The organism is Pseudomonas sp. F-14 TE3623, assembly GCF_053629015.1.
The window spans coordinates 353,523-378,816 of sequence record NZ_JBRJHM010000001.1; the positions used below are offsets into that span (position 1 = coordinate 353,523).

Consider the following 25,294-nt stretch of genomic DNA (forward strand, 5'->3'; position numbering starts at 1 on the left):
CGAATTACGGCGCTTTGGCAACGGCCGCCGGTGGCGTCCAGATCACGTCTTTGATGCTCAAGGGTTTGGGAATCAGCTTGAGCTGGTAGAAGCTGTCGGCGATTTTTTGCTGGGCAGCGACGACTTCCGGCGTAAGGAACAGCGCGCCGTAGCCCTGGCGTTTCACCGAGGTCAGGGTGATGTCCACTGGCAGGCCGAGCAGTGGCGAAACTTGCTTGGTCACGCCCTCGGGATTGGCCTTGGACCATTCGCCAACCGCGCGTACTTCTTCCACCAGAGCCTTGATCACTTCAGGATTTTTCTGCGCGTAAGGTTTGGTCGCCAGGTAGAACTGGTGGTTGTCGACGAGGCCTTTGCCATCGCGCAGAGTGCGTGCTTGCAGTTGCTGTTCGGCGGCAGCCTGGTACGGATCCCAGATCACCCAGGCATCGACACTGCCACGCTCGAACGCGGCGCGGGCATCGGCTGGCGGCAGGAACACGGTCTGGATGTCGGTGTATTTGAGGCCGGCGTCTTCAAGCGCACGCACCAACAGGTAGTGCACGTTGGAGCCTTTGTTGAGCACGACTTTCTTGCCCTTGAGGTCCTGCACCGATTTGACCGGCGAGTCCTTCGGCACCAGGATCGCTTCGCTGTGGGGCGCTGGTGGTTCATAGGCCACGTAGAGCAGATCGGCGCCGGCCGCCTGAGCGAACACGGGTGGCGTTTCACCGGTGACGCCAAAGTCGATGGAGCCGACGTTCAGGCCTTCGAGCAGTTGCGGGCCACCGGGGAATTCAGTCCATTGCACGTCCACGCCTTGGGCGGCGAGGCGTTTTTCCAGAGTACCTTTGGCTTTGAGCAGCACCAGAGTGCCGTACTTTTGATAACCGATTCTTAGCACGCCTTCATGGGTAGAAAGCGCCTGAGCTTGAGTAATGGCGCCGAAGGACACAGCCGCAGCAAACAGAGCGACCAGACCACGACGCAAAATGACAGTGCGCATAGCGCTCTCCTTTTTGCAGTTGGGTTTTGGCTGCACCTGCTTGACCGTTAGCGGCTGAGTAAGGTGAGTATTTCAAATTCAGGTATGGCTTGAGTGCTGGCTTAAATGCTCCAGCGAGCACTCAACAAACGTTCGTTCAACAGGTTCGGATCGAGCGGCTTGGGCCGACGAGCCATGGCGCTGAAAAACTGCTCCAGCGCTTCAAACAATCGTTGCGTAAGCTCCGGCGCCAACTGCGCCTGGGCGCTGCCTTCGCCGTAAGCGATCTGGCTGTCCACGGCGAAAATCCCCTGCAGCATTTCCTGGGCTTTCAACGCCGACAGCACCGGTTTGAGCGCGTAATCCACCGCCAGCATGTGGGCGATGCTACCGCCGGTAGCCATCGGCAAAACCACCTTGTGGCTCAAGGCACGTTCGGGCAGCAGATCGAGTAAGGTTTTCAGCGCACCGGAGAACGACGCTTTGTAAACCGGCGTGGCGATCAGCAAGCCATCGGCGTTTTCAATCTGTTGCAGCAGGTCGATCACCTTCGGGCTGTCGAAGCGGGCATGCAGCAAATCTTCGGCCGGGAAGTCCCGTACCTGGTAACTCACCACTTCCACCCCTTGCTCTTGCAACCAGCGTCGCGAGCGCTCCAGCAAAACTCCGGAACGGGAGCGTGGGCTGGGACTGCCACCAAGTGAGACGACCAGCATTCAGACAATTCCTTAAGCGATGTTGGCGATTCGCGGCTGGCGATCTCGCGTTGATGGAGTGACCTTAACAGTTGATTTATATATCCATAAATCATATTTATTCATTTGGTTATTCTTTATGGAAATATAAAGAATGCCTTTTTCAGGCGAAAAAAAAGGCCGTCGAAACGGCCTGAAAACCCCTGCTTTGTGGATGACATGAAATTTTCACTGGCCGGTCTGCCGCCTTCGCGGGCAAGCCCGCTCCCACAGGGTTTTAGGTCTGCCACACACCTCTGACCCTCCCCAATCCACTGTGGGAGCGGGCTTGCCCGCGATAGCGATTTCAGCCCCACCGCAAAATTCGGATGATTACCTGTTCGGCTGCGGCGTCAGACGCAGGTATGGCTTCACTGCGCGATAGCCTTTGGGAAAACGTCGTTTGATTTCGTCTTCGTCCTTGAGCGATGGCACGATCACCACTTCATCACCGTCCTGCCAATTGGCCGGGGTCGCCACCTTGTAGTCGTCGGTGAGCTGCAGCGAATCGATCACCCGCAAAATTTCATTGAAGTTACGGCCAGTACTCGCCGGGTAAGTAATGGTCAGCCGAATCTTCTTGTTCGGATCGATCACGAACAGAGAACGTACGGTCAGGGTGTCGTTGGCATTCGGGTGGATCAGGTCATACAGGTCGGACACTTTACGGTCCGCATCGGCGAGGATCGGGAAGTTGACGATGGCGTTCTGGGTTTCGTTGATGTCCTCGATCCACTTGTGATGCGAGTCCACCGGGTCTACCGATAGAGCAATGGCTTTGACGCCGCGCTGGGTGAATTCATCCTTGAGCCTGGCGGTTAAGCCCAGCTCGGTGGTGCACACCGGCGTGAAGTCCGCCGGATGGGAAAACAACACGCCCCAGCTATCGCCCAGCCATTCGTGGAAACGGATAGTGCCGGCGCTGGAATCCTGTTCGAAATCGGGGGCGATATCGCCAAGTCTGAGGCTCATGTGCTGCTCCTTGTGAGTGCTTGTTGAGCCCAACTGTGCCTGCGTTCGATATTAATTAAAAAGAATAAATATCGATTTATTTAGATCTAATAAGAATATTAAAAATCTGTTCACTGGACCTGAACGGCCATCGGTATGAACATCGGTTACAAGGTTCGAGAAGGCCTTGAGTTGCTGCAAAAAGAGGGGAATTTCGAGGAGGGTTTACGGGGGTGAGCCCGCCTTGAAAACGCAAAAGCCCCGCCCAGCGAGATGCCGGGCGGGGCTTTTTTTACGTCGGTTACGCGAGTGCTGTTACAACAGCGGGATCGAGTAGCTGACGATCAGACGGTTTTCGTCCTGGTCGCGCTGACCTGGAATGTCGTTGCGCCACATGGCGTTCTTCCACATGAAGCCCAGGTTTTTCAACGGCCCCCCTTGCACTACGTATGCCAGGGTCAGATCGCGCTCCCACTCGGAACGGCCGGAGCCGTTCTCACGACCATTGGTACCAACGGTATCAATGTTGTCGCCACGCAGGTAAATGATGCCGGCAGTAGCGCCTGGCAGGCCAACCTTGGCGAAGTCATACGAGTAGCGAGCTTGCCAGGTACGTTCGCCGGCACGGGCGAACTTGGCGATCTGACTGTCGGTAGTCAGATAAGCCGACGAGCCGTCACCCTGGTTCAGCCAAGGGAAGTCGCTGCTGCCATTGCTGACCTGATAACCGCCGCCGAAGGTGTGCCCGGCAACCGAGTACAGGAACAGGCCGCTGTACAGGTTGTTGTCGACTTTACCTCGACCGGAACGGAAGCCCTCATCGTTACCGGTGCTGAAATAAGCCGAGTCGTGGCCGTTGGCACCGTCATCGGAGCTGTTGAAGTAACGCAAATCAGACTTCAATACACCAGGGCCGATCGACCAGTTGTGAACCAGACCCAGGAAGTGTTGCTTGTAGAAGTCTTCCAGGTTGCCGTAGTAGTACTGGGCAGTCAGGTCTTTGGTGATTTTGTAGTCACCGCCACCGTAGATGAACTTGTTGCTGTCACGACCGGAAGCAGTGGGAGAGTTCGCGCCAGCAATCGACAACTCTTCGTTGTTGCTGGAGTTACGGCCCTTGGCGTGCTCGATCTGACCGCCGACCAGTGTCAGGTCTTTGATTTCGTTCGAGGTGATCTGGCCGCCCTGGAAGGTTTGCGGCAGCAGACGGCCGTCGTTGGTCACGATCACTGGCAGTTTTGGCTGCAGAGTGCCCAATTTCAGTTCGGTCTGGGAGATCTTGGCTTTGGCAGTCAGGCCCAGGCTGGAGAAGTTATCAACCGCTTCGCCGTTGGATTTGCTTGGGAATACAGTGCCACCATAAGAGGTAGCAGTGGCGCCGTTGGTGCCGCCGCCCGAATCCAGACGCACGCCCAGCAGGCCGATAGCATCAATACCGAAGCCAACGGTGCCTTGGGTGTAGCCCGAGGTGAAACGCAGATCGAAGCCTTGGCCCCATTCTTCGTTCTTGTTCTGAGCGCCAGCAGCTTTGGTGCCCGAATCGCGGTTATCCGTGTTGATGTAGAAGTTGCGCAGCCCCAATGTAGCCTTGCTGTCTTCGATGAAACCGGCGGCGCCTGCCTGCTGCGCCAAAACCCCTACGGCCACAGCCAGGGCCAAGGTGGACTTCTTCATTGTTTCGCTCCTCTCGTTCTAATTTTTGTGTTCTTTGGTCTCGGGTCTAACGCCCTAGATCCACAGATGCGCGATTAGCGCCAGACCGTGACTGACAAGTCAATCGTAACCATATGTGTCTGCGACCAAGGTCTAATCGCAGTGATTTGGTCCCTGCAGGGTAATGAGTTCCTCATAAACCCAAAAAGAATTATTTCATTCTTTTTAATTCCATTTAGGAATATAGCTCTCGAGCCATGATCCGAACCGGGACAAAAGGTATCGGCTCATAAGCTAATTACTAAATGGTATTTATTAGCCTTTTTTTAGATCGATTAGCGTTGGCGTATTCCCCATACGTCAATCACTATCGAAAAGGCGACGCCATGATGGCCAAACGCGCACTATCTAGTCAATTTGTTACATTTTGTGTATCGCTGATATTTTCTTTTTCCGCTCACGCGGCGACTCTCACCGTCGGTTATCAAACCGGTATCGACCCGAGCAAAGTCCCTCAGGCTGATGGTGTTTACGAGAAAACCATTGGCCAGAAAATCGATTGGCGTCGCTTTAACAGTGGCCCGGAAGTGGTCACCGCCATTGCGTCCGGTGATGTGCAGATTGGCAACCTCGGCTCAAGCCCGCTGGCGGCAGCCGCATCGCGTAACCTGCCGATTGTCGCGTTCATTGTTTCGGCTCAGATCAACGCTGCCGAAGCCCTTGTGGTGCGCAACGGCAGCGGCATTGATAAACCGCAAGATTTGATCGGCAAAACCATCGCCACGCCCTTCGTTTCAACCTCCCACTACAGCCTGCTTGGCGCCCTGAAGCACTGGGGCCTGGACGCCTCTAAAGTCAAAGTGGTGAACCTGCAACCGGCGGAAATCACCGCAGCCTGGAAGCGTGGCGACATCGATGGCGCGTTTGTCTGGTCGCCGGCGCTGGGGGAAATCCGCAAGACCGGCAAGACATTGACCGACGCGGCGCAGGTCGGCCAATGGGGCGCGCCGACCTTCGAGGTGTGGGTCGCTCGCAAGGATTACGCCGAGAAGCATCCTGATGTCGTGGCCCGATTTGCCAAGGTCACTCTGGATTCATTCGCCGACTATGCTGCCCATAAAGACAGCTGGACCGCCGATTCGGCACCGGTGCAAAAAATCGCCAAATTGACCGGTGCCAATGCCGCCGATGTACCGGAACTGCTGGCCGGGTCCACATTCCCGGATGCCAAGGCACAACAGACCACCGCGCTATTGGACGGTGGCACAGCCAAGGCGATTGGTGAGACGGCAAAGTTTTTGAAGGAGCAAGGGAAGGTCGAGACGGTGCTGCCGGATTATTCGCCGTATGTCAGCGCGAAATATGTCACTGAATAACACCCCGCCCCCCTGTAGGAGCGAGGCTTGCCCGCGGCGTCATCAAGGACAACCGATAAATCGAGTCGCCTAATTCGCGGGCAAGCCTCGCTCCTGCTGGGTTTGGGGTCGCCCGGTTCAGAGGGTTTTTTCGAAGATCTTCGAATTACGCTGGTAGTTGTAAAGCGATGCCCGCGCCGACGGCAGGCGTTCGACGCTGCTTGGCACGAAGCCCCGCTCACGAAACCAGTGGGCGGTCCGGGTGGTCAGCACGAACAAGGTTTTCAGACCCTGTGCCCGGGCGCGGGTTTCGATGCGTTCCAACAGTTCATCGCCACGACCGCCATGGCGGTACTCCGGGTTCACCGCCAGACACGCCAACTCCCCGGCATCCGAATCGGCGATCTGATAGAGCGCGGCGCAGGCGATGATCATGCCTTCGCGTTCGACCACGCTGAACTGCTCGATCTCACGCTCCAGCACCTCGCGGGAACGCCGTACCAGAATGCCCTGCTCTTCCAGCGGGCTGATCAGGTCCAGCAAACCGCCGACATCCTCGATGGCTGCCTCGCGCACAACTTCGAATTGCTCCTGGGCCACCAGCGTACCGCCACCGTCACGGGTGAACAGTTCGGTCAACAGCGCGCCATCTTCGGCGTAGCTGACGATGTGACTGCGCGCCACCCCGCCCCGGCACGCCTCAGCGGCCGCATCCAGCAGCTCCGCTTGATAATTGCTGCCCAAACGCAGCAAATGCGCTGGCACTTGCTGCGGACGCAGTTCGCGGACTAGCCGGCCATTTTCGTCGATCAGACCAGGGTCCGCGCCAAACAACAGCAGCTTGTCTGCCCCCAGATCGATAGCGGCGCGGGTAGCGACATCTTCGCAGGCGAGGTTGAAGATCTCACCGGTCGGCGAGTAACCCAATGGCGACAACAACACGATGGAGCGTTCGTCCAGCAGGCGATTGATGCCTTTGCGGTCGACCCGGCGCACTTCGCCGGTGTGGTGATAGTCGACACCTTCAAGTACGCCGATCGGCCGTGCAGTCACCAGATTGCCGCTGGCCACCCGCAGGCGCGAACCCTGCATGGGCGATGAGGCCATGTCCATGGACAGCCGCGCTTCGATGGCGATGCGCAGTTGGCCGACTGCATCGATCACGCACTCAAGCGTCGCCGCATCGGTGATGCGCATGCCATGGTGGTAATGCGGGGTCAGGCCGCGAGCAGCGAGGCGGGTTTCAATTTGCGGACGCGAACCGTGAACCAGCACCAGACGCACGCCCAGGCTGTGCAGCAGCACCAGGTCGTGGACGATGTTGCCGAAGTTCGGGTGCTCCACGCCGTCGCCGGGCAGCATGACGACGAAGGTGCAATCGCGGTGGGCGTTGATGTAAGGCGAAGCGTGGCGAAGCCAATTGACGTATTCGGGCATGAACCTGGGCCTGTAATAAATAGCAGCCGAAAAAAGGGTAAAGCAGTAAACGCACAGCGGGCTGATGGTTATCGTCGGAACAGGCTTGGCGACACGCGCGCTCTCCTCATGAATACGGGTTGGGACATCGGCAATTTATACGGTTAGCCAGCCAAAACACAGAACCTGTGGGAGCGGGCTTGCTCGCGAAGGCGGCGTATCAGACACATTAATATCAACTGGCACTCCCTATTCGCGAGCAAGCCCGCTCCCACATTGGTTGCGCTCAACTGACTGGCATCGCCGTTTTGGCCGGTGTCAGGCAGTAATGTTCAATCAGTTGTCGTAATAGATGCACGGTAGGCTGCAAACGTGACATTTCGAGGTATTCCCCCGGTTGGTGGGCGCAGGTGATGTCGCCCGGTCCCAATACCAACGTTTCACAACCAAGGCGCTGAAGATAAGGCGCTTCTGTGCCGAATGCCACTGCTTCGGCGCGATGGCCGGTAAGCTTTTCAGCGACCTTCACCAATTCGCAGTCCTCGGCTTGCTCGAAAGGTGGCACTTCGGGGAACAGCGGCGCGTAATCGATCTTCACCTTATGCCGTTCGGCAATCGGATCGAGCTTCTGCAAAATCGCCGCGCGCAGGGCTTTGGGGTCCATGCCGGGCAACGGACGCAAGTCGAACTCCAGCGAGCACTGGCCGCAGATGCGGTTGGGGTTATCGCCGCCGTGAATGCAGCCGAAATTCATCGTCGGTTGTGGCACGCTGAACTGCAGGTTACGGAATTCGCGCTGCCACGCCAGGCGCAAGCCGCGCAGTTCGCCGATGGCATCGTGCATGGCTTCAAGGGCGCTATGGCCCAGGCGCGGGTCCGAGGAATGGCCACTCTGGCCGAGGATATCGATGCGTTCCATCATGATGCCTTTGTGCATCCGCACCGGCTTCAGCCCGGTCGGCTCGCCGATCACCGCCGCGCGACCTAATGGCCGCCCGGCTTCGGCCAGAGCGCGAGCGCCAGACATCGAGCTTTCTTCATCGCAGGTGGCGAGGATCAGCAAGGGTTGCTTGAACGGTTGGTCGAGCAGGGGTTTGACGGCTTCGATGGCCAGGGCAAAAAAGCCCTTCATGTCGCAACTGCCCAAGCCGACCCAACGACCGTCCACTTCCGTCAGTTTCAGCGGGTCGGTCTGCCACAACGCCTCGTCGTACGGCACCGTATCGCTGTGACCGGCCAGCACCAGGCCGCCGGGGCCGGAACCAAAACTGGCCAGCAGATTGAATTTGCCGGGGCTGACCTGCTGGATATCGCAGGCAAAACCCAAGTCCCCGAGCCATGTCGCCAACAAGTCGATGACCGGCCGATTGGTTTGATCCAGGCTGGGTTGGGTACAGCTGACGGATGGCGCGGCGATCAGCGCAGCGAACTGATCTTTCATGGACGGCAAAGGCATCGCTGACTCCCAACACTCCCGAATTGAAGTCCATCATAGAACCATCCGGCGACAGGAATAAACCGCTACGGCGCGTAGGACGGATCAGTCCTGTACACTGCACGACCTTGGCAGCCACACATTCCCCCGGCTGCGCTCCCGATCCTGGATTTTCCGGCCATGCAGAAAGAAACCGAAATCAAACTCCGCGTCAGCCGCGAAACCCTCGCCGCTCTGCGCGAGCACCCGTTACTGAAAAAACGCAACAAAAGTGGCTGGGAACGCCGTGAGTTGATGAACCAGTACTTCGACACGCCTGAGCGCGACCTGGCCCGCGCCAAGGTTGCCCTGCGCCTGCGCCGCGATGGCGAAGAAGTGATTCAGACCCTCAAGACCCGTGGCCAGAGCGTCGCCGGTCTGTCCGAGCGTCACGAGTACGACTGGTCCCTGCCCAAAGCCAAACTCGACGTAAAGAAACTCGACGGTGAATGCTGGCCCGAAGAGCTGGCCGAGCTGGACAAGAAAACCCTGAAAGCCATCTTTACCACCGATTTCGTTCGCGAACGCGCGGAAATCGCTTGGGGCCGTGGCAAGACCAAAGTGGTCATCGAAGCCGCGCTGGACCTGGGCCACGTGGCGGTCGGCAAGCAGAAAGAAGAAATCTGCGAGCTTGAACTGGAACTGCGCGAAGGCGAACCGGCCGCGTTGCTGGAACTGGCCGCCGAACTGGCCGCCACCCTGGCGCTGATGCCATGTGACATCAGCAAGGCCGAACGCGGTTATCGCTTGTTCGATGCCAACAGCTACTCGCTGAGCTTGCCGGCGCCGCAGATCACCGCCGAAATGCCGCTGGACGATGCGTTCGCCGCCCTGAGCTGGCATTTGCTGAGCAGCAGCCAACGTCTGGCCGAGCAATATCGCTTCAATGGCCACTGGCGCCTGTTGCAGGACTGGGTCGAGAACCTCGCTGAAATGCGCGCGCTGATCAGCAGCCTCGGTCAGGCCGCACCGCGTCAGTCGACTCACGATCTGCGGGTCGCGCTGGATGCCCTGCTGGAAGACTGGCGCCCGCTGGTACAAGCCGGCCTCGATGACGAAGACGTGCGCAAAGCCGCGCCGGAGCAGTTCCTCGAAGAACTGAAAGACGTGCGCTGGGGCCTGTTCTCCCTGAACACTTCACGCTGGTTGCTGGCCCGCGCCTGGGCCGCCGATCGCAACACCCGCGGCAATCGCCAGGGCGCTGCACAACTGGGCAGCTGGCTGCCGCGCATGCTGGGCGAAGAAGCCAACTCGCTGCAATTGCAGCGTTACCAGCAACAGCCGGAAGACTTGGCTGAGCAACTGCCGCGTATCGAGCGCATCCAGTCCTGGTTGCATCATGCACGTGGCGTGCTGGAGATCCCGGAAATGGATCGCTTGTACGGTGAGCTGAACAAACTGACGCAACTGGCCAACGAGCCGATCACCGATGAATCGCTGGATGCGCGTAAGCACCAGGCGATTGCGGTGTATCAGAATCGCGCCTGGAAGACTTTGCTGCGTCTGTGATACCGCCATCGCGAGCAGGCTCGCTCCCACAGGGTTATCTGTCGCTCACGTATTCGTGGACGCTGAAGATCAATGTGGGGCTTGCCCGCGATGAGGCCAGCACATTCACCGCAAAAGCTTCAGACGGGCAAACTCGTCGTGGATTTGATTTCCGACAACGCCACGATCGAGTTGACCTCCTGAATCCCCGGCACCATCGACAGCTTCTCGAAGAAGAAGCGCTCATAAGCCTCGATGTCCGCCGTGACGATCCGCAGCAAGAAATCCACCGACCCCATCAGCACATAACATTCCAGCACTTCGGGAAAGCCGCGAATCGCCTCGGTGAACTCAGTGAAGTTCGAACGTCCGTGGGCGTTGAGTTTGATCTCGGCGAAAATCTGCGTGTTAAGGCCGATTTTCTTGCGGTCAAGCAACGTCACCTGACCGCGAATGATCCCCTCCTCCTTCATCCGCTGAATCCGCCGCCAGCACGGCGACTGTGAAAGCCCCACCTGTTCGGCGATCTGCGCGCTGGAGAGCGAAGCGTCCTCTTGCAGCAACGCGAGAATCTTGCGGTCGTAGCCATCCAGCTCGCTGTGCATAAAAAAACCTGTGGTTTGTACTAAATCGAATTGATTGATTCGATAAATGATCAGTAAGCCCAATCATAGATAAGAAATGTCCGGCACCGAATGTAAAAATTCCTCCAGTGATTTTGGAGCACGACCATGCCGCACTTAGAAGCCGTAAATACCCCGCCCGCCCGCGCCGATGCCTGGAACGTCAGCAACGCCCACTGCCGCGTTCAATATCAATTACTGGCCGAGGCCGAGCCGGATCTGCTGTGTCGGGCGCTCAACTTGTTCGCCTTGCAGTTTCTGACGCCGCAGCAGGTCAACGTGCAGCGTATGGACGATCTGCTGTCGATCGACATCGTCATGGACGGCCTGAGCTGGCACCGTGCTCAAGTAATCGCGGAAAAATTACGTAACCTGATCAGCGTCTGCTCGGTGAACCTGCAAGCGGCTGATTCTGCGTGGGGAGAGCCGGCTCAGGCAGCTGGTTAAAAAACCCCTGAAAAAACCCGACACGACTTGGTCGGGTAGTGGCCCAACGGTCTACGGGTGCGCGACTATCCTTTGCGAACGGTTGTTCATAAGGAGCCCGCATGTCCGTTCAACTCGCCACTCAGGACCGCTGGCTGGACCTCAATGATTTGCTGCGTGAATTGGTCGCCCAAGGCTTTATCAGTCAGGACTCGGCCGAACACGCACTCAACGCCCGCCGCCGTCACGCCATAAATGGTCAGCAGCACCCGCTGGAGTTCATCGCCAGCCAACACCTGGACGACCTCAGCCGTCCCGGCAAACACCTCGATCTGGAAAGCCTGACGCTCTGGCTGTCTCAGCAGGCCGGTCAGCCTTACTTGCGCATCGACCCGCTGAAAATCAATGTCGCGGCCATTACGCCGTTGATGTCCTATGCCTTCGCCCAACGCCACAAGATTCTGGCGGTGTCCATCGACCGCGACGCCGTCACCGTGGCCAGCGCCCAGCCCTTCGTCAGCAGCTGGGAAGCCGATTTGACCCACGTGCTGAAGCTGCCGATCAAGCGCGTGGTGGCCAACCCGGTGGACATCCAGCGCTTCAGCGTGGAGTTTTTCCGCTTGGCCAAATCGGTCAGCGGCGCCACCAACGCCGATCAACAGACCAGCACCCTGGGCAACTTCGAACAGTTGCTCAACCTCGGCGCCAGCGACCAGGAGCCGGACGCCAACGATGCGCACATCGTCAACATCGTCGATTGGCTGTTCCAGTACGCGTTCCAGCAACGGGCCAGCGATATCCACATCGAACCCCGACGCGAGCAAGGCACGGTGCGCTTTCGCATCGACGGCGTGCTGCACAACGTCTATCAATTCCCGCCGCAAGTGACCATGGCTATCGTCAGCCGCCTGAAAAGCCTGGGGCGGATGAACGTCGCAGAAAAGCGCAAACCCCAGGACGGCCGGGTAAAAACCAAAACCCCGGACGGCGGCGAAGTCGAATTGCGGCTGTCGACATTACCGACGGCGTTCGGTGAAAAAATGGTCATGCGGATCTTCGACCCGGAAGTGCTGCTCAAGGACTTCGATCAGCTGGGTTTTTCCGCCGATGACCTGCGTCGCTGGCAAGACATGACCCGCCAGCCCAATGGCATCATTCTGGTGACCGGGCCGACCGGTTCAGGCAAGACCACCACGCTGTACACCACCCTGAAGAAACTGGCGACGCCGGAGGTCAACCTCTGCACCATTGAAGACCCGATCGAAATGGTCGAACCGGCGTTCAATCAGATGCAGGTCCAGCACAACATCGACCTGACCTTTGCCGCCGGCGTGCGTGCGCTGATGCGGCAAGACCCGGACATCATCATGATCGGCGAGATCCGCGACCTCGAAACCGCCGAAATGGCGATTCAAGCCGCACTCACCGGCCACTTGGTGTTGTCGACGTTGCACACCAACGACGCCCCGAGCGCCATCAGCCGCCTGCTGGAACTCGGCGTGCCGCATTACCTGATCAAGGCCACGGTGCTCGGGGTCATGGCTCAGCGTCTGGTCCGGACCCTCTGCCCGCATTGCAAGGCGCCATTAACTTTGGGCGAGGACGACTGGCAAACCCTGACCCGGCCTTGGCAAGCGCCACTGCCAGGTAACGCACAACGCGCCATCGGCTGCCTGGAATGCCGCGAAACCGGCTATCGCGGCCGCGCCGGGGTGTACGAAATCATGCAGCTGACTGACGGCATTAAAGCGCTGATCAACCCTGATACCGATTTGCTGGCGGTCCGCCGTCAGGCCTTCAAGGAAGGCATGCGCAGTTTGCGGCTGTCGGGGGCGCAGAAAGTGGCGGCGGGTTTGACCACGATCGAAGAGGTGTTGCGAGTGACGCCGCAGAGTGAGCAGAAGTAGGCCATTGCAACCGCTACACACTCCAGGCCGACTAACGTCACGGAACTGGATTGGGTTATTGGCAATCAAAGCCCGCAGTTAATCCAGTGGAGTCACCTTTTATGCGTCTCAAACTTGCTGTTGTTACCTTCGCCGTGTTGTCCCTTCCAGTCGGTTCGGCGATGGCTGATGACAGCTTTTGGCGTAACGTCCTTACTTCCGGTGCCACCACCGGTACGTCCTACCTGACCTCCAGGGATCACAAGCTGGTCGTCGCCGCCCAGGACGACGCCGGCAGCTTTGTCGCCAGTGACGGCGTAATTCGCGGCCCCTATCTGGAAGCTGCGATACAGAAAGTCCGCGCCGATAACCCTGGCCTGCAAGCCACGGACATGGAATTGGCAAACGCAATCCTGGCGAAGAATGCCATCGCCTCGAAATAAGGTTCGTTGCTGAACAAAATGCCGCTCTCATGAGCGGCATTTTTTTGCCCGAAATGCGATCCATTGTGGGAGCGGGCTTGCTCGCGAAAGCGGTGTTTCAGTCGACATCAATTGTGAATGTTGCACCGCTTTCACGAGCAAGCCCGCTCCCACATTGGGGTTTGCGTGTTCCGTTACTTCAGCGGTATTCATCCACCGGCACACACGCGCAAAACAGATTGCGGTCGCCATAGACATTGTCCACACGGTTCACCACCGGCCAGTACTTATGGGCCTTGGTGTGAGCATCCGGCGTCACTGCCTGTTCGATGCTGTACGGCCGCTCCCAAACCCCGGTGATGTCGGCCAAGGTATGCGGCGAACGTTTCAGCGGGTTGTCCTCTGCCGGCCAGTTGCCGTTCTGCACCTCGGTGATTTCCGCGCGGATACTCAGCATCGCGCCAATAAAACGGTCCAGTTCCGCCTTCGGCTCACTCTCGGTCGGTTCGACCATCAACGTCCCCGGCACCGGGAACGACATGGTCGGCGCATGGAAGCCATAGTCCATCAGACGCTTGGCAACGTCCTCTTCACTGATCCCGGTCTGTGCCTTGAGCGGTCGCAAGTCGAGAATGCATTCGTGGGCCACTCGCTCGTTGCGCCCGGTGTAGAGCACCGGAAACGCACCAGCCAAATGCTGCGCCAGGTAATTCGCGGCGAGAATCGCCACCTCGCTCGCGTCCGCCAGTTGCGGCCCCATCATGGCGATGTACATCCAGCTGATGGGCAGAATGCTTGCGCTGCCCCAAGGGGCCGCGCTCACCGCGCCGTTCTCCGGCAGCGGACCTTCGATTGGCACCACCGGGTGATTGGCGACGAACGGTGCCAGGTGCGCCCGAACGCCGATCGGGCCCATCCCCGGTCCGCCACCGCCGTGGGGAATGCAGAAGGTTTTGTGCAGGTTCATGTGCGACACGTCGGCACCGATGTCAGCCGGCCTTGCCAATCCAACCTGCGCATTGAGGTTGGCGCCATCCATGTACACCTGACCGCCATGGCTGTGGATAACTTCACAGATCTCGCTGATGCCTTCCTCGTAGACCCCGTGGGTCGAAGGATAAGTCGCCATCAGGCAGGCGAGTTTGTCCCCCGCCTCCGTGGCCTTTTCCTTCAGATCATTCAGATCGACATTACCCCCCTCGTCGCACTCGACGATCACCACCCGCATTCCGGCCATTTGCGCCGAGGCCGGGTTGGTGCCGTGGGCCGAGGACGGGATCAGGCAGATATCCCGCGCGCCCTGATGGCGGCTCTCGTGATATTTGCGGATCGCCAACAACCCGGCGTACTCACCCTGAGCGCCCGAGTTGGGTTGCATGCAGATCGCATCGAAACCGGTGATCGCGCAGAGCCAGCGCTCCAGTTCCTCGATCATCAAGGAATAACCCACCACCTGCTCTTTGGGCACGAACGGATGCAGGTTGGCGAACTGCGGCCAGGTGATGGGGATCATCTCGCTGGTAGCGTTGAGCTTCATGGTGCAAGAGCCCAGCGGAATCATCGATTGATTGAGCGCCAGGTCTTTGTTTTCCAGCTGCTTGAGATAACGCAGCATTTCGGTTTCGCTGTGATGAGCGTTGAACACCGGATGACGCAGATACGGCGTACTGCGCTGCAACCCGGCAGGAATGCCGGATGCCAGCGCTTCAGCGTCCAGGTCGTCGATGTTGAGCCCATGATCGGCACCGAGAAACACATCGAACAGCTTCGCCACGGTGGTTTCGTCACAGGTTTCGTCGAGGCTCAGGCCGAGCTGTCCACGGCCGAGAATACGCAAGTTGATCTGCGCCGCCTGGGCACTTTCGATGATCGCAGTCTGAGTGCCACCGACCTCCAGGGTCAGGGTGTCGAAGAAGTGTTGGTTGAGACGGGTAATGCCGTGACGCTCCAGTCCGGCGGCGAGGATGCAGGTCAGCCGGTGGACGCGCTGGGCAATCCGTTTGAGCCCTTCCGGGCCATGGTAGACCGCGTAGAAGCTGGCGATATTGGCCAGCAGCACCTGAGCGGTGCAGATGTTGGAGTTGGCTTTCTCCCGGCGGATATGTTGCTCACGTGTTTGCAGGGCCATGCGCAGAGCGACGTTGCCGCGCGCATCTTTTGATACGCCGATGATCCGCCCGGGAATCGCCCGTTTGTATTCGTCGCGACTGGCAAAAAACGCCGCGTGCGGGCCGCCGTACCCCATGGGCACGCCGAATCGCTGGGACGAACCGAACACCACGTCGGCGCCCAGTTCACCCGGCGGGGTCAGCAACAGCAGGCTTAGCAGATCGGTCGCCACACAGGCCAGGGCTTGTTGGGCATGCAGATGATCGATCAACGGACGCAGATCGCGCACTTCACCGTGGGTGTCGGGATACTGCAGCAGCGCGCCGAACACCTGGTGCTGTTTCAAGTTATCCACAGCGTCGACGATCAGCTCGAAACCGAACCCTTCGGCCCGGGTCCGCACCACGGAAATGGTTTGCGAGTGGCAATTCTCATCGACGAAAAACAGGTTACTTCTGGATTTGGCCACGCGCTTGGCCAGGGCCATGGCCTCCGCTGCCGCCGTGGCCTCATCCAGCAGCGAGGCGTTGGCCAGTTCCAGGCCGGTCAGGTCGATGGTCAGCTGCTGGAAATTCAGCAACGCTTCGAGCCGGCCTTGGGCGATCTCTGGTTGATAGGGCGTATAGGCGGTGTACCAACCGGGATTTTCCAGCACGTTGCGCAGGATGACCGCCGGCGTGAGGGTGCCGTGGTATCCCATGCCGATCAGGCTGGTCCAGACCTGATTCTGCTCGGCGTAGCCCCGCAGCTTGACCAGCGCGGCTTCTTCGTCGAGGGCCGGCGGCAAGTCCAGTGGCCGGTTGAGGCGGATTCCCGGTGGCACCGTCTGCTCGATCAGTTCGACCCGGCTGCCAAGACCAAGGCTGTCGAGCATCGCCTGCTGCTCGGCGGCATCGGGGCCCAGATGGCGGCGCAGGAAGGTATTGGGGTCGCGTAACTGACTCAAGGACGGCAACTGGGACATGACGGGCTCTCTCTTTACTGGCGCTCGGCGTCGATGCAATGCGGTCAAACCAGCATAGCAGTCGCTGCCAGCAGCGAACCTGTGGGAAAGTTGACACATACCCTGTGGGAGCGGGCTTGCTCGCGAAAACGGTGGGTCAGTCGACATATACGTTGAATGATTAATCGCTTTCGCGAGCAAGCCCGCTCCCACATTTAATCTCCAGCGCATCAAGTTAGCAGAGACAAAAAAGCCCCGAAAAATCGGGGCTTTTGGGGTAACGCTAAGGCTTACTCGCCAATAGCAGCCTTGTAGGCCACCGGGTCGAGCAGATTGTTCAGCTCAGAGGTATCGCTTGGCTCGAGCTTGAAGAACCAGCTGTCATAAGGCGCGCTGTTGACCAGTTCCGGGTTGTTGGCCAACTCTTCATTAACGGCAATGACTGTGCCGGAGACTGGCGAGTAGATATCCGACGCAGCCTTGACCGATTCCACTACACCCGCAGCCTCACCGGCAGCGAACACTTTGCCGATTTCCGGCAGCTCAACGAACACTACGTCACCCAAGGCTTCCTGAGCATGGTCTGAAATACCCACTTTCACGCCGCCATCATGGTCTAGACGGGCCCATTCGTGACTTTCGGCATAACGCAGGTCGACAGGGATTTCGCTCATGTTCTGTGTCCTCAAGAAAAATGTCAGCGGTTATTGCCCGCCAAAAAAGTTAGATCAAAGTTTTGCCGTGGCGTACGAAGGTCGGTTTGACCACTCGAACCGGGTACCACTTGCCACGGATTTCCACTTCAGCGCGGTCGGCGGTGGCCACCGGCACGCGCGCCAGTGCTATCGACTTGCTAAGCGTAGGAGAGAAACTACCACTGGTGATCTCCCCTTCGCCAACATCGGCGATGCGAACCACTTGATGCGCCCGTAAAACTCCACGTTCTTCAAGGACCAGACCCACCAGTTTGTGCTGCACGCCGCTGGCCTTTTCCGCTTCCAGGGCTGTGCGGCCGATGAACTGGCGCGTGGCCGGTTCCCAGGCAATGCTCCAAGCCATGTTGGAGGCCAATGGCGAAACTTCTTGATGAATGTCCTGACCGTAGAGGTTCATGCCGGCTTCGACACGCAAGGTATCGCGGGCGCCGAGGCCGATCGGGGAAATACCCGCGCCCACCAGATCGTTGAAGAAGCCCGGAGCCTGATCGGCCGGTAGCACGATTTCCAGACCATCCTCACCGGTGTAACCGGTGCGCGCGATGAACCAGTCACCGTCGGTCTGACCTTCGAAATATTTGAGCTGCTGAATCAGCGTGCCACGGGACTGAGTCACCAGTTCGGCAATCTTGTGCCGGGCGTGAGGCCCTTGAATGGCCAGCATCGCCAGTTCGGAGCGCTCGTTGAGCTGCACCTCGAAGTCACCGAGATGCGCCTGCATCCAGGCCAGGTCCTGATTGCGGGTGGAGGCGTTGACCACCAGGCGATAACCGTCCTCGAGACGGTAGACGATCATGTCGTCGACGATGCCACCGTGCTCGTTGAGCATGGCGCTGTACAAGGCACGGCCGGGGCTGTGCAGACGTTCGACGTCATTGGCCAGTAAATACTGAAGCCAGGCCTTGGCCTGGGGGCCGTCAACATCGATCACGGTCATGTGGGATACATCGAAAACCCCGCAGTCGCGGCGCACCTGATGGTGTTCCTCGACCTGCGAGCCGTAATGCAGAGGCATATCCCAACCGCCAAAATCGACCATCTTCGCGCCGAGGGCGAGATGAAGGTCATACAGAGGCGTACGCTGTCCCATGGGTTTCTCCTTCCGGGCGTGGCGAAGGTGCGGACAGGCGCTGCACGGGGGGAAATGCCTTGAAATAAAAGACTTTCAGCCGTTTCAGCCACCCGGTCTGAAAGACGGACCGCACCGAATGCCGCGCATTGTAGCCGCAAGGTGTAGGACTGACACCTACGTGTTTCGATGCGCCGAACGTCGGATCAATCCGATGACCGGTAACAGCCCGACCAACACCAGGGTCAATGCTGGCAACGAGGCCCTCGCCCACTCGCCCTCGCTGGTGATTTCAAAGATACGCACTGCCAGCGTGTCCCAGCCAAACGGGCGCATCAGCAGGGTCGCGGGCATTTCCTTGAGCACATCGACGAACACCAGCAACGCCGCACTCAACGTGCCCGGAAGCAGCAGCGGCAGATACACTTTGAAAAACAGTCGTGGCCCACTAACGCCAAGGCTACGTGCTGCTTCGGGCAAAGAGGGCCGTATTCGCGCCAGGCTGCTTTCAAGCGGTCCATAGGCCACCGCAATGAAACGCACCAGATAGGCCAGCAACAACGCCGACAGACTGCCTAGCAGCAACGGTTTGCTCGCGCCGCCAAGCCAGCCCGACAGCGGGATCACCAGTTCGCGATCCAGGTAACTGAACGCCAGCATGATCGACACCGCCAGCACCGAGCCCGGCAAGGCGTAGCCAAGGTTGGCCAGACTGATGCCGGAGCGGATCGCCCGGGTCGGCGCCAATCGACGGGCAAAGGCCAGCACCAGAGCGACACCAACAGTGATCAACGCCGCCATGCCGCCCAGATAAAGGGTGTGGATGATCAATCCGGTATAGCGCTCATCCAGATCGAAGCGCCCGCGTTGCCAGAACCACACCACCAGTTGCAGCACGGGAATGACGAAGGCGCAGGCGAAGACCAGGCCGCACCAGCTCATGGCCGCCAGCGCCTTGACCCCGCGCAGGTGATACAACGCCTTGACCCGTGGCCGTTCGTTGCTCGCCCGGTTGGCCCCGCGGGCACGGCGCTCGCCATACAGCACGACCATCACCACCAATAGCAACAGGCTGGCCAGTTGCGCGGCAGTGGAAAGACTGAAAAAGCCGTACCAGGTCTTGTAGATAGCGGTGGTGAACGTATCGAAGTTGAACACCGACACCGCACCAAAATCCGCCAGGGTTTCCATCAGCGCCAACGCCACTCCCGCGCCGATGGCCGGACGTGCCATGGGCAACGCCACTCGCCAGAACGCCTGCCACGGGGATTGCCCGAGGACTCGCGCCGCTTCCATCAAACCTTTGCCCTGGGCCAGGAATGCGGTACGCGCCAACAGGTAAACGTAGGGATAGAAAACCAGTACCAGCACCAGAATCACACCGCCGGTGGAGCGCACTCGCGGCAGCCTCAAACCGCTGCCAAACCATTCGCGCAGCAAGGTTTGCACGGGGCCAGCGAAATCCAGCAGTCCGACGAAGACAAATGCCAGCACATAAGCAGGAATCGCAAAGGGCAGCATCAACGCCCAATCCAGCCAACGCCGCCCGGGGAATTCGCAGAGGCTGGTGAGCCAGGCCAGGCTGACGCCCAGCAGCGTTACGCCAAAACCGACGCCGAGGACCAGCGTGAGTGTATTGCCCAGCAGTCGCGGCATCTGGGTGTCCCACAGGTGGGACCAGATCTGCTGATCGATGGTTTGCCAGGAGAGAAGCAGGACGCTCAGGGGCAGCAGGACCAGCGCAGCAATGGCGAAGACCAGGGGATACCAGCGGCGTTGGGCGGGGTGGGCCAAGGAAAGCTCTCGTTTAAATGATTGTGCCCACGCTCTGCGTGGGCACACATCTTGTGACGCTCTGCGTCACGCCTCGACGCGGAGCGTCGGTGGATGCATTCCCACGCAGAGCGTGGGAACGATCAGGCCGGCAGAGACGCCGCCGACTTCATTCTGTGGCGCAGTATATCGACAGACTCAGTTCCAGCCAGCCCGATCCATCATCCGGATCGCTTCAGCCTGACGCTTGCCGGCAATTTCCACCGGCAAGGTGTCGGCCACAAACTTGCCCCAGCTCGCTACTTCAGCTGAAGGCTGAACGGCAGGGTTGGCCGGGAATTCCTGGTTCACGTCAGCGAAAATCTTCTGCGCTTCAGGCGTGGTCATCCACTCCACCAGCGCCTTGGCGGCTTCCGGGTGCGGCGCATGTTTGGTCAGGCCAATGCCCGACAGGTTGACGTGCACGCCACGGTCGCCCTGATTCGGCCAGAACAGCTTCACCGGCAGGTCCGGCTTCTGTTTGTGCAGACGGCCGTAGTAGTAAGTGTTGACGATACCGACGTCGCACTGACCGGCGTTGATCGCTTCCAGCACGGCAATGTCGTCGGAGAACACGTCGGTGGACAGGTTATTGACCCAGCCCTTGAGGATTTTCTCGGTTTTCTCGGCGCCATGGACTTCGATCATGGTGGCGGTCAGGGACTGGTTGTAGACCTTCTTCGCCGTGCGCAGGCACAGGCGGCCTTCCCATTGCTTGTCGGCCAGCGCTTCGTAGGTGGTCAGCTCACCGGGTTTCACCCGGTCGGTGGAGTAGGCGATGGTCCGCGCCCGCAGGCTCAGGCCGGTCCAGGCATGGGAGGACGCACGGTATTGCAGCGGGATGTTGGCGTCGATCACCTTGGAAGTGAACGGCTGGAGGATGCCCATCTGCTCGGCCTGCCAGAGGTTGCCGGCATCGACGGTCAGCAGCAGGTCGGCAGTGGCGTTTTCGCCCTCGGCCTTGATCCGCTGCATCAGCGGCGCTTCCTTATCGGTGATGAACTTCACCTGCACGCCGGTTTTCTGGGTGTAGGCATCGAAGACTGGCTTGATCAGCTCATCGATACGCGAGGAGTAAACCACCACCTCGTCGGCGGCCTGGGCGGCGGTGCTGCCAATCAGGGTCAGGGCCAGTGCGGTCAGTAGACGCTTGGGTGCCAACATGGAAGCGGTCTCTCGAATGGGGAAGTGAGGGCAAATGATAAGGACTCACATTTCGCTTCTCAATCGAACAGTGAGTGGAGGCGTTACCGGATGTTGCACGGTTTGGGATGTGCGTTGAATGTGCCGCCGCCTTCGCGAGCAAGCCCGCTCCCACATTGGAATGCATTTCAAATGTGGGAGCGGGCTTGCTCGCGAAGAGGCCATCAGCTGCAGCGATGATGTCAGGCCTTGGCCAACGCCGGCAGATCCCCAATCAACCCAAGCGCCTCACGCACGAACAACGCCTTGGCCTCGGGCATTTGATCGACCATCTTCAACCCGGTATTACGCAACCAGCGCACCGGCAACGGATCGGCCTGGAACAGTCGCTCGAACCCTTCCATCGCCGCCATCAACGCCAGGTTGTGGGGCATGCGCCGACGCTCATAACGACTGAGCACTTTCACATCCGCCAACCGCTCGCCGCGTGCAGCCGCTTGCAACAGCACTTCGGCCAATACTGCGGCATCGAGGAAACCGAGGTTCACGCCCTGCCCGGCCAGCGGATGGATGGTGTGGGCCGCATCGCCGATCAGCGCCAGGCCTTCAGCCACATACCGCTTGGCATGACGCTGACGCAGCGGCACGCACAAACGCGGGTCAGCGCTGAGCACTGTGCCGAGGCAACCCTCGAAGGCCCGTTCCAGCTCCTTGCAGAAGCCTTCGTCGTCCAGCGCCATCAGGCGTTCGGCTTCGCTGGGCGTGGTCGACCAGACGATCGAGCACCAATCCCCTTGACCGTCCCGTTCCAGCGGCAGAAACGCCAGCGGGCCATTGTCGGTGAATCGCTGCCAGGCGGTCATTTGATGAGGTTTTGAGCTGCGCACGCTGGTAACGATCGCGTGGTGCATGTAATCCCACTCGCGAGTCGCAACGCCGGTCAGGCGCCGAACGGCCGAATTGGCGCCATCCGCCGCAATTACCAAAGGCGCTCGCAAGGTTCGGCCGTCGGCCAGGGTCAGCAGCCAGTCGTCACCGGAGCGGCGCATCTGCTCCAGACGCGCATTCGCCAGCATCCCGAGATCGCAGTCGTGCAGTCGATCGAGCAGAGCGTCCTGAACCACGCGGTTCTCGACGATATGCCCGAGCACTTGGGCATGGACGCTGGTCGCCGAGAAATGGATTTGCCCGGTGCCGCTGCCATCCCAGACGTGCATGTCGGTGTACGGACTACTGCGCCGGCTGACAATGCCATCCCAGACGCCCAAGCGTTCGAGTATTCGCTGGCTGGCAGCCGACAAGGCGCTCACCCGCGGTTCGAACGGAGCCTGCCCATCGAAAGGTTTGACGCTCAGGGGGCTACCGTCCAGCAGCAGGACTTCGAGCCCACTGTTTTGTAACGCCAGCGCCAGGGCACTGCCGACCATTCCGGCCCCGACAATCAGCAGATCTGCGCGCATTTCCATGCTTTAAGCCTGTCTCGCTTGCGGCTTGAGCCGCACATAAAGGTTTTTCTCGACCCGCGTCACCCAAGTGCTCGCGCCGTCATGAATATCGACTTGCAGGTGCACCCTGCCCGGTTTTCGCTTAATCATCGGGACGCGTACCCAACCCCATGGCCTGCCGGGCGAACCAGCGCTTGGCCGGCGGCAGCAGATCGAGGCCGAGCAGCCCAATGTTGCGGCCCAGGGAAACCAGCGGCTGAGTGCTGCCGAACAAGCGGGTGACCTGATCGGAAAAACCCACGGTCAGGCTCTGGTCCAGACGCTGACGCTCGCGATAAGCCTGCAAGGTGGCGAAATCGCCGGGCCCGGTCTCGCTGCCCAACAAACTGTCGGCCAGCGCCTGGGCGTCACGCAACGATAGATTGAAACCCTGCCCGGCGATCGGATGCAGGCTGTGGGCGGCGTTGCCGAGGATCGCCAGATGCGGGCGGACTTGTTCCTCGGCTTCGATCAGCGACAGCGGATACAAATGCCGTGCGCCCACCTGTTTCAACGTGCCGAGGCGATAACCGAAGATGCCCTGCAACTCGCCGAGAAAACTGCGGTCATCCAGGGCCGCCAGCCGTTGCGCGTCCATGCCCAGACGGGTCCAGACCAAGGCGCAACGATTGTCCGGCAACGGCAGCAAGGCCATCGGGCCATCGTCGGTGAAACGCTCGAAGGCCATGCCGTTGTGCGCTTCACTGGGGGTGATGTTGGCGATCAGCGCGCTCTGGTTGTACGGGCGTTTCTTGATGCCAATCCCCAGTTGCTCACGCAAACCGGAACGGCCACCATCGGCGAGCACCGCAAGGTCGCATTCCAGGATGGTTTCATCGTTAAGGGTCAGGCGATAGCCGTCGGTCAGCGGTTCCATGCGGGTGACTTCCGCCGGGCAACGCCAACTGATCACGTCTTTGTCCAGACCTTGCCAGAGGCATTGGCCAAGCCAGGCGTTTTCAACCACATAACCCAGCGCCGGAACGCCCTCTTCCATCGCCGACAGCCGCGCGGTGGAGAAACGCCCACGGTCGGAGACATGAATCTGCTTGATCGGCTCGGCGCGGCGAGAGATTTCCTGCCACACGCCCAACCGTTGATAAATCTGCCGGGCACCGAAGGACAGCGCCGAAGAACGGGCGTCATAACTCGGTTGATAAGTGTCGCCGGGGGCAAACGGTTCGATCAGCACGATCTTCCAGCCACGGGCCTTGGCCCCGGCCTGCAACGCCAACGCCAAACTGGCGCCGACCAGACCACCACCGATGATTGCCAGATTGACTCGACTCATGCCGCTTGTGTCCGTGCTGCGGCCATCAAGGCCTCGATTTCGGCGACCGTTTTCGGCACGCCGTTAGTCAGGATTTCACAACCGGTTTTGGTGACCACCACGTCGTCCTCGATGCGTACGCCAATACCGCGCCATTTCTTTGCCACGCTCTGGTTGTCCGGAGCAATGTAAATGCCCGGTTCGACCGTCAGCGCCATGCCGACTTCCAGTACGCGCCATTCGCCGCCGACCTTGTATTCGCCAACATCGTGCACATCCATACCCAGCCAGTGGCCGGCGCGGTGCATGTAAAACGCTTTATAGGCTTCGCTGGCGATCAACTCGTCGACGTCGCCCTGCAACAGGCCCAACTTCACCAGGCCGGCGGTAATTACCCGGACCGTGGCTTCGTGCGCCTGATTCCAGTGTTTGTTCGGCGCGATCTCGGCAAACGCTGCTTCCTGGGAAGCCAGCACCAACTCGTAAACCGCCTTCTGCTCTGGTGAATACTTGCCGTTGACCGGCCAGGTGCGGGTGATGTCGCTGGCGTAGCAGTCGATCTCGCAACCAGCGTCGATCAGCACCAGATCGCCGTCCTTGAGCACCGCGTCATTCTGCTGGTAATGCAGGATGCAGCTGTTGCGCCCCGCCGCGACGATCGACCCATAGGCCGGCATCTTCGCCCCGCCCTTTCGGAATTCGTAATCGAGCTCGGCTTCAAGGCTGAACTCATGCAAACCGGCACGGCTGGCTTGCATCGCACGAATATGTGCCTGAGCGGAAATCCGTGCGGCTTCGCGCATCACCTTCACTTCTGCCGCCGATTTATACAGGCGCATGTCGTGAAGCAGATGATCCAGGGCAACGAATTCGTTCGGCGGCTGGGCGCCGAGGTGCGCTTTAGAGCGGATCACGTTGATCCAGTCCATCAGGTGCCGATCGAATTCCGGGTTGCTGCCCATGGCCGAGTACACCCGGTCACGGCCTTCGATCAGGCCCGGCAGGATGTCGTCGATGTCGGTGATCGGGAATGCGTCGTCGGCGCCGAAGTCGCGGATCGCGCCTTCCTGGCCGGCGCGCAGGCCATCCCACAATTCCCGTTCGGCATTACGTTCCCGGCAAAACAGCACGTATTCGCCATGCTCACGGCCGGGCATCAAGACGATGACGGCTTGAGGCTCGGGGAAACCGCTGAGGTACTGGAAGTCGCTGTCCTGACGGTAGACGTGCTCGACATCGCGGTTGCGGATGGCCACCGCGGCGGCGGGCAGGATGGCGATGCTGTTGGGTTCCATCTGCGCCATCAGCGCCTTGCGGCGACGGCTGTATTCCGATTTCGGGATATGAATCATGGGC

The 25,294-nt window shown here is 59.6% G+C and carries 20 protein-coding genes and 1 pseudogene; 5 read left to right on the forward strand and 16 right to left on the reverse strand.

What is annotated here, in order from left to right; all coding sequences use genetic code 11:
* Positions 1–4 precede the first annotated feature (4 nt).
* The 4 genes from AB7M29_RS01610 to AB7M29_RS01625 all read right to left on the reverse strand — a co-directional run bounded on the left by AB7M29_RS01610 (position 5) and on the right by AB7M29_RS01625 (position 4,323).
* Positions 5–985, reverse strand: a complete 981-nt coding sequence (locus AB7M29_RS01610; RefSeq protein ID WP_454246201.1) for a sulfonate ABC transporter substrate-binding protein — start codon at positions 983–985, stop codon at positions 5–7.
* A gap of 101 nt (positions 986–1,086) precedes the next feature.
* Positions 1,087–1,680 carry an NADPH-dependent FMN reductase gene (ssuE, locus tag AB7M29_RS01615; RefSeq protein ID WP_217857527.1) on the reverse strand — a complete coding sequence of 198 codons (594 nt, stop codon included), beginning with the start codon at positions 1,678–1,680 and terminating at the stop codon, positions 1,087–1,089.
* A gap of 351 nt (positions 1,681–2,031) precedes the next feature.
* Positions 2,032–2,670 (reverse strand): peroxiredoxin, encoded by a 639-nt coding sequence (locus AB7M29_RS01620; RefSeq protein ID WP_454246202.1) that lies wholly within the window; start codon positions 2,668–2,670, stop codon positions 2,032–2,034.
* A 294-nt stretch (positions 2,671–2,964) separates the two neighbouring features.
* The gene (locus AB7M29_RS01625) at positions 2,965–4,323 is read right to left on the reverse strand and encodes an OprD family porin (protein ID WP_454246203.1); all 1,359 of its coding nucleotides are present in this window, start codon (positions 4,321–4,323) and stop codon (positions 2,965–2,967) included.
* Between the two features lie 368 nt (positions 4,324–4,691).
* On the opposite strand from AB7M29_RS01625, the gene tauA reads away from it, so the two are divergent.
* Positions 4,692–5,678, forward strand: coding sequence for a taurine ABC transporter substrate-binding protein (tauA, locus tag AB7M29_RS01630; RefSeq protein WP_454248689.1), 987 nt, complete (start codon positions 4,692–4,694; stop codon positions 5,676–5,678).
* 117 nt (positions 5,679–5,795) lie between these two features.
* On the opposite strand, the gene argA is transcribed toward tauA, so the two are convergent.
* Positions 5,796–7,094, reverse strand: a complete 1,299-nt coding sequence (gene argA / locus AB7M29_RS01635; protein WP_217857531.1) for an amino-acid N-acetyltransferase — start codon at positions 7,092–7,094, stop codon at positions 5,796–5,798.
* Between the two features lie 265 nt (positions 7,095–7,359).
* On the reverse strand, positions 7,360–8,529 hold the full coding sequence (gene argE, locus AB7M29_RS01640) for an acetylornithine deacetylase (RefSeq protein WP_454246204.1): 1,170 nt from the start codon (positions 8,527–8,529) through the stop codon (positions 7,360–7,362).
* Between the two features lie 159 nt (positions 8,530–8,688).
* Here argE and AB7M29_RS01645 point away from each other — a divergent pair, with 159 nt between their 5' ends.
* Entirely contained in the window at positions 8,689–10,056 is a 1,368-nt protein-coding gene (locus tag AB7M29_RS01645; RefSeq protein WP_454246205.1) for a CYTH domain-containing protein, read from the forward strand.
* 119 nt (positions 10,057–10,175) lie between these two features.
* Here AB7M29_RS01645 and AB7M29_RS01650 read toward each other — a convergent pair whose 3' ends face one another.
* Positions 10,176–10,640, reverse strand: coding sequence for an Lrp/AsnC family transcriptional regulator (locus AB7M29_RS01650; protein WP_046045137.1), 465 nt, complete (start codon positions 10,638–10,640; stop codon positions 10,176–10,178).
* Between the two features lie 126 nt (positions 10,641–10,766).
* On the opposite strand from AB7M29_RS01650, the gene AB7M29_RS01655 reads away from it, so the two are divergent.
* From AB7M29_RS01655 to AB7M29_RS01665, 3 genes are all read left to right on the forward strand, one after another.
* Positions 10,767–11,105 (forward strand): hypothetical protein, encoded by a 339-nt coding sequence (locus AB7M29_RS01655; protein WP_454246206.1) that lies wholly within the window; start codon positions 10,767–10,769, stop codon positions 11,103–11,105.
* A gap of 101 nt (positions 11,106–11,206) precedes the next feature.
* Positions 11,207–12,991 carry a GspE/PulE family protein gene (locus AB7M29_RS01660; RefSeq protein ID WP_454246207.1) on the forward strand — a complete coding sequence of 595 codons (1,785 nt, stop codon included), beginning with the start codon at positions 11,207–11,209 and terminating at the stop codon, positions 12,989–12,991.
* A 101-nt stretch (positions 12,992–13,092) separates the two neighbouring features.
* Positions 13,093–13,413: a DUF2388 domain-containing protein gene (locus AB7M29_RS01665; RefSeq protein WP_217857536.1), complete on the forward strand. Its 321-nt coding sequence runs from the start codon at positions 13,093–13,095 to the stop codon at positions 13,411–13,413.
* 178 nt (positions 13,414–13,591) lie between these two features.
* Here the strand turns inward: AB7M29_RS01665 and gcvP are convergent, their stop codons facing one another.
* The 9 genes and pseudogenes from gcvP to pepP form a co-directional block, all read right to left on the reverse strand.
* Complete coding sequence (gene gcvP / locus AB7M29_RS01670; protein WP_454246208.1) at positions 13,592–16,465, reverse strand: aminomethyl-transferring glycine dehydrogenase; 2,874 nt, start codon at positions 16,463–16,465, stop codon at positions 13,592–13,594.
* A gap of 269 nt (positions 16,466–16,734) precedes the next feature.
* On the reverse strand, positions 16,735–17,118 hold the full coding sequence (gene gcvH, locus AB7M29_RS01675) for a glycine cleavage system protein GcvH (protein WP_454246209.1): 384 nt from the start codon (positions 17,116–17,118) through the stop codon (positions 16,735–16,737).
* Between the two features lie 49 nt (positions 17,119–17,167).
* Positions 17,168–18,250: a glycine cleavage system aminomethyltransferase GcvT gene (gene gcvT, locus AB7M29_RS01680; RefSeq protein WP_217856812.1), complete on the reverse strand. Its 1,083-nt coding sequence runs from the start codon at positions 18,248–18,250 to the stop codon at positions 17,168–17,170.
* A 156-nt stretch (positions 18,251–18,406) separates the two neighbouring features.
* Positions 18,407–20,023, reverse strand: a complete 1,617-nt coding sequence (locus tag AB7M29_RS01685) for an ABC transporter permease (protein WP_454246210.1) — start codon at positions 20,021–20,023, stop codon at positions 18,407–18,409.
* Positions 20,024–20,200: 177 nt separating this feature from the next.
* A complete protein-coding gene (locus AB7M29_RS01690) occupies positions 20,201–21,205 on the reverse strand; it encodes an extracellular solute-binding protein (RefSeq protein ID WP_123360961.1) in 1,005 nt (334 codons plus the stop codon).
* A 221-nt stretch (positions 21,206–21,426) separates the two neighbouring features.
* Positions 21,427–22,644 carry a 2-octaprenyl-3-methyl-6-methoxy-1,4-benzoquinol hydroxylase gene (locus AB7M29_RS01695; RefSeq protein WP_454248690.1) on the reverse strand — a complete coding sequence of 406 codons (1,218 nt, stop codon included), beginning with the start codon at positions 22,642–22,644 and terminating at the stop codon, positions 21,427–21,429.
* 9 nt (positions 22,645–22,653) lie between these two features.
* A pseudogene (locus AB7M29_RS01700) lies at positions 22,654–22,749 on the reverse strand (tetrameric acyl-CoA thioesterase); the annotation flags it as partial.
* A gap of 22 nt (positions 22,750–22,771) precedes the next feature.
* Positions 22,772–23,959 carry a 2-octaprenyl-6-methoxyphenyl hydroxylase gene (ubiH, locus tag AB7M29_RS01705; protein ID WP_217856814.1) on the reverse strand — a complete coding sequence of 396 codons (1,188 nt, stop codon included), beginning with the start codon at positions 23,957–23,959 and terminating at the stop codon, positions 22,772–22,774.
* On the reverse strand, positions 23,956–25,290 hold the full coding sequence (gene pepP / locus AB7M29_RS01710) for a Xaa-Pro aminopeptidase (RefSeq protein WP_217856815.1): 1,335 nt from the start codon (positions 25,288–25,290) through the stop codon (positions 23,956–23,958). Before pepP ends, ubiH begins: the two co-directional genes overlap by 4 nt.
* Between the last annotated feature and the right edge of the window lie 4 nt (positions 25,291–25,294).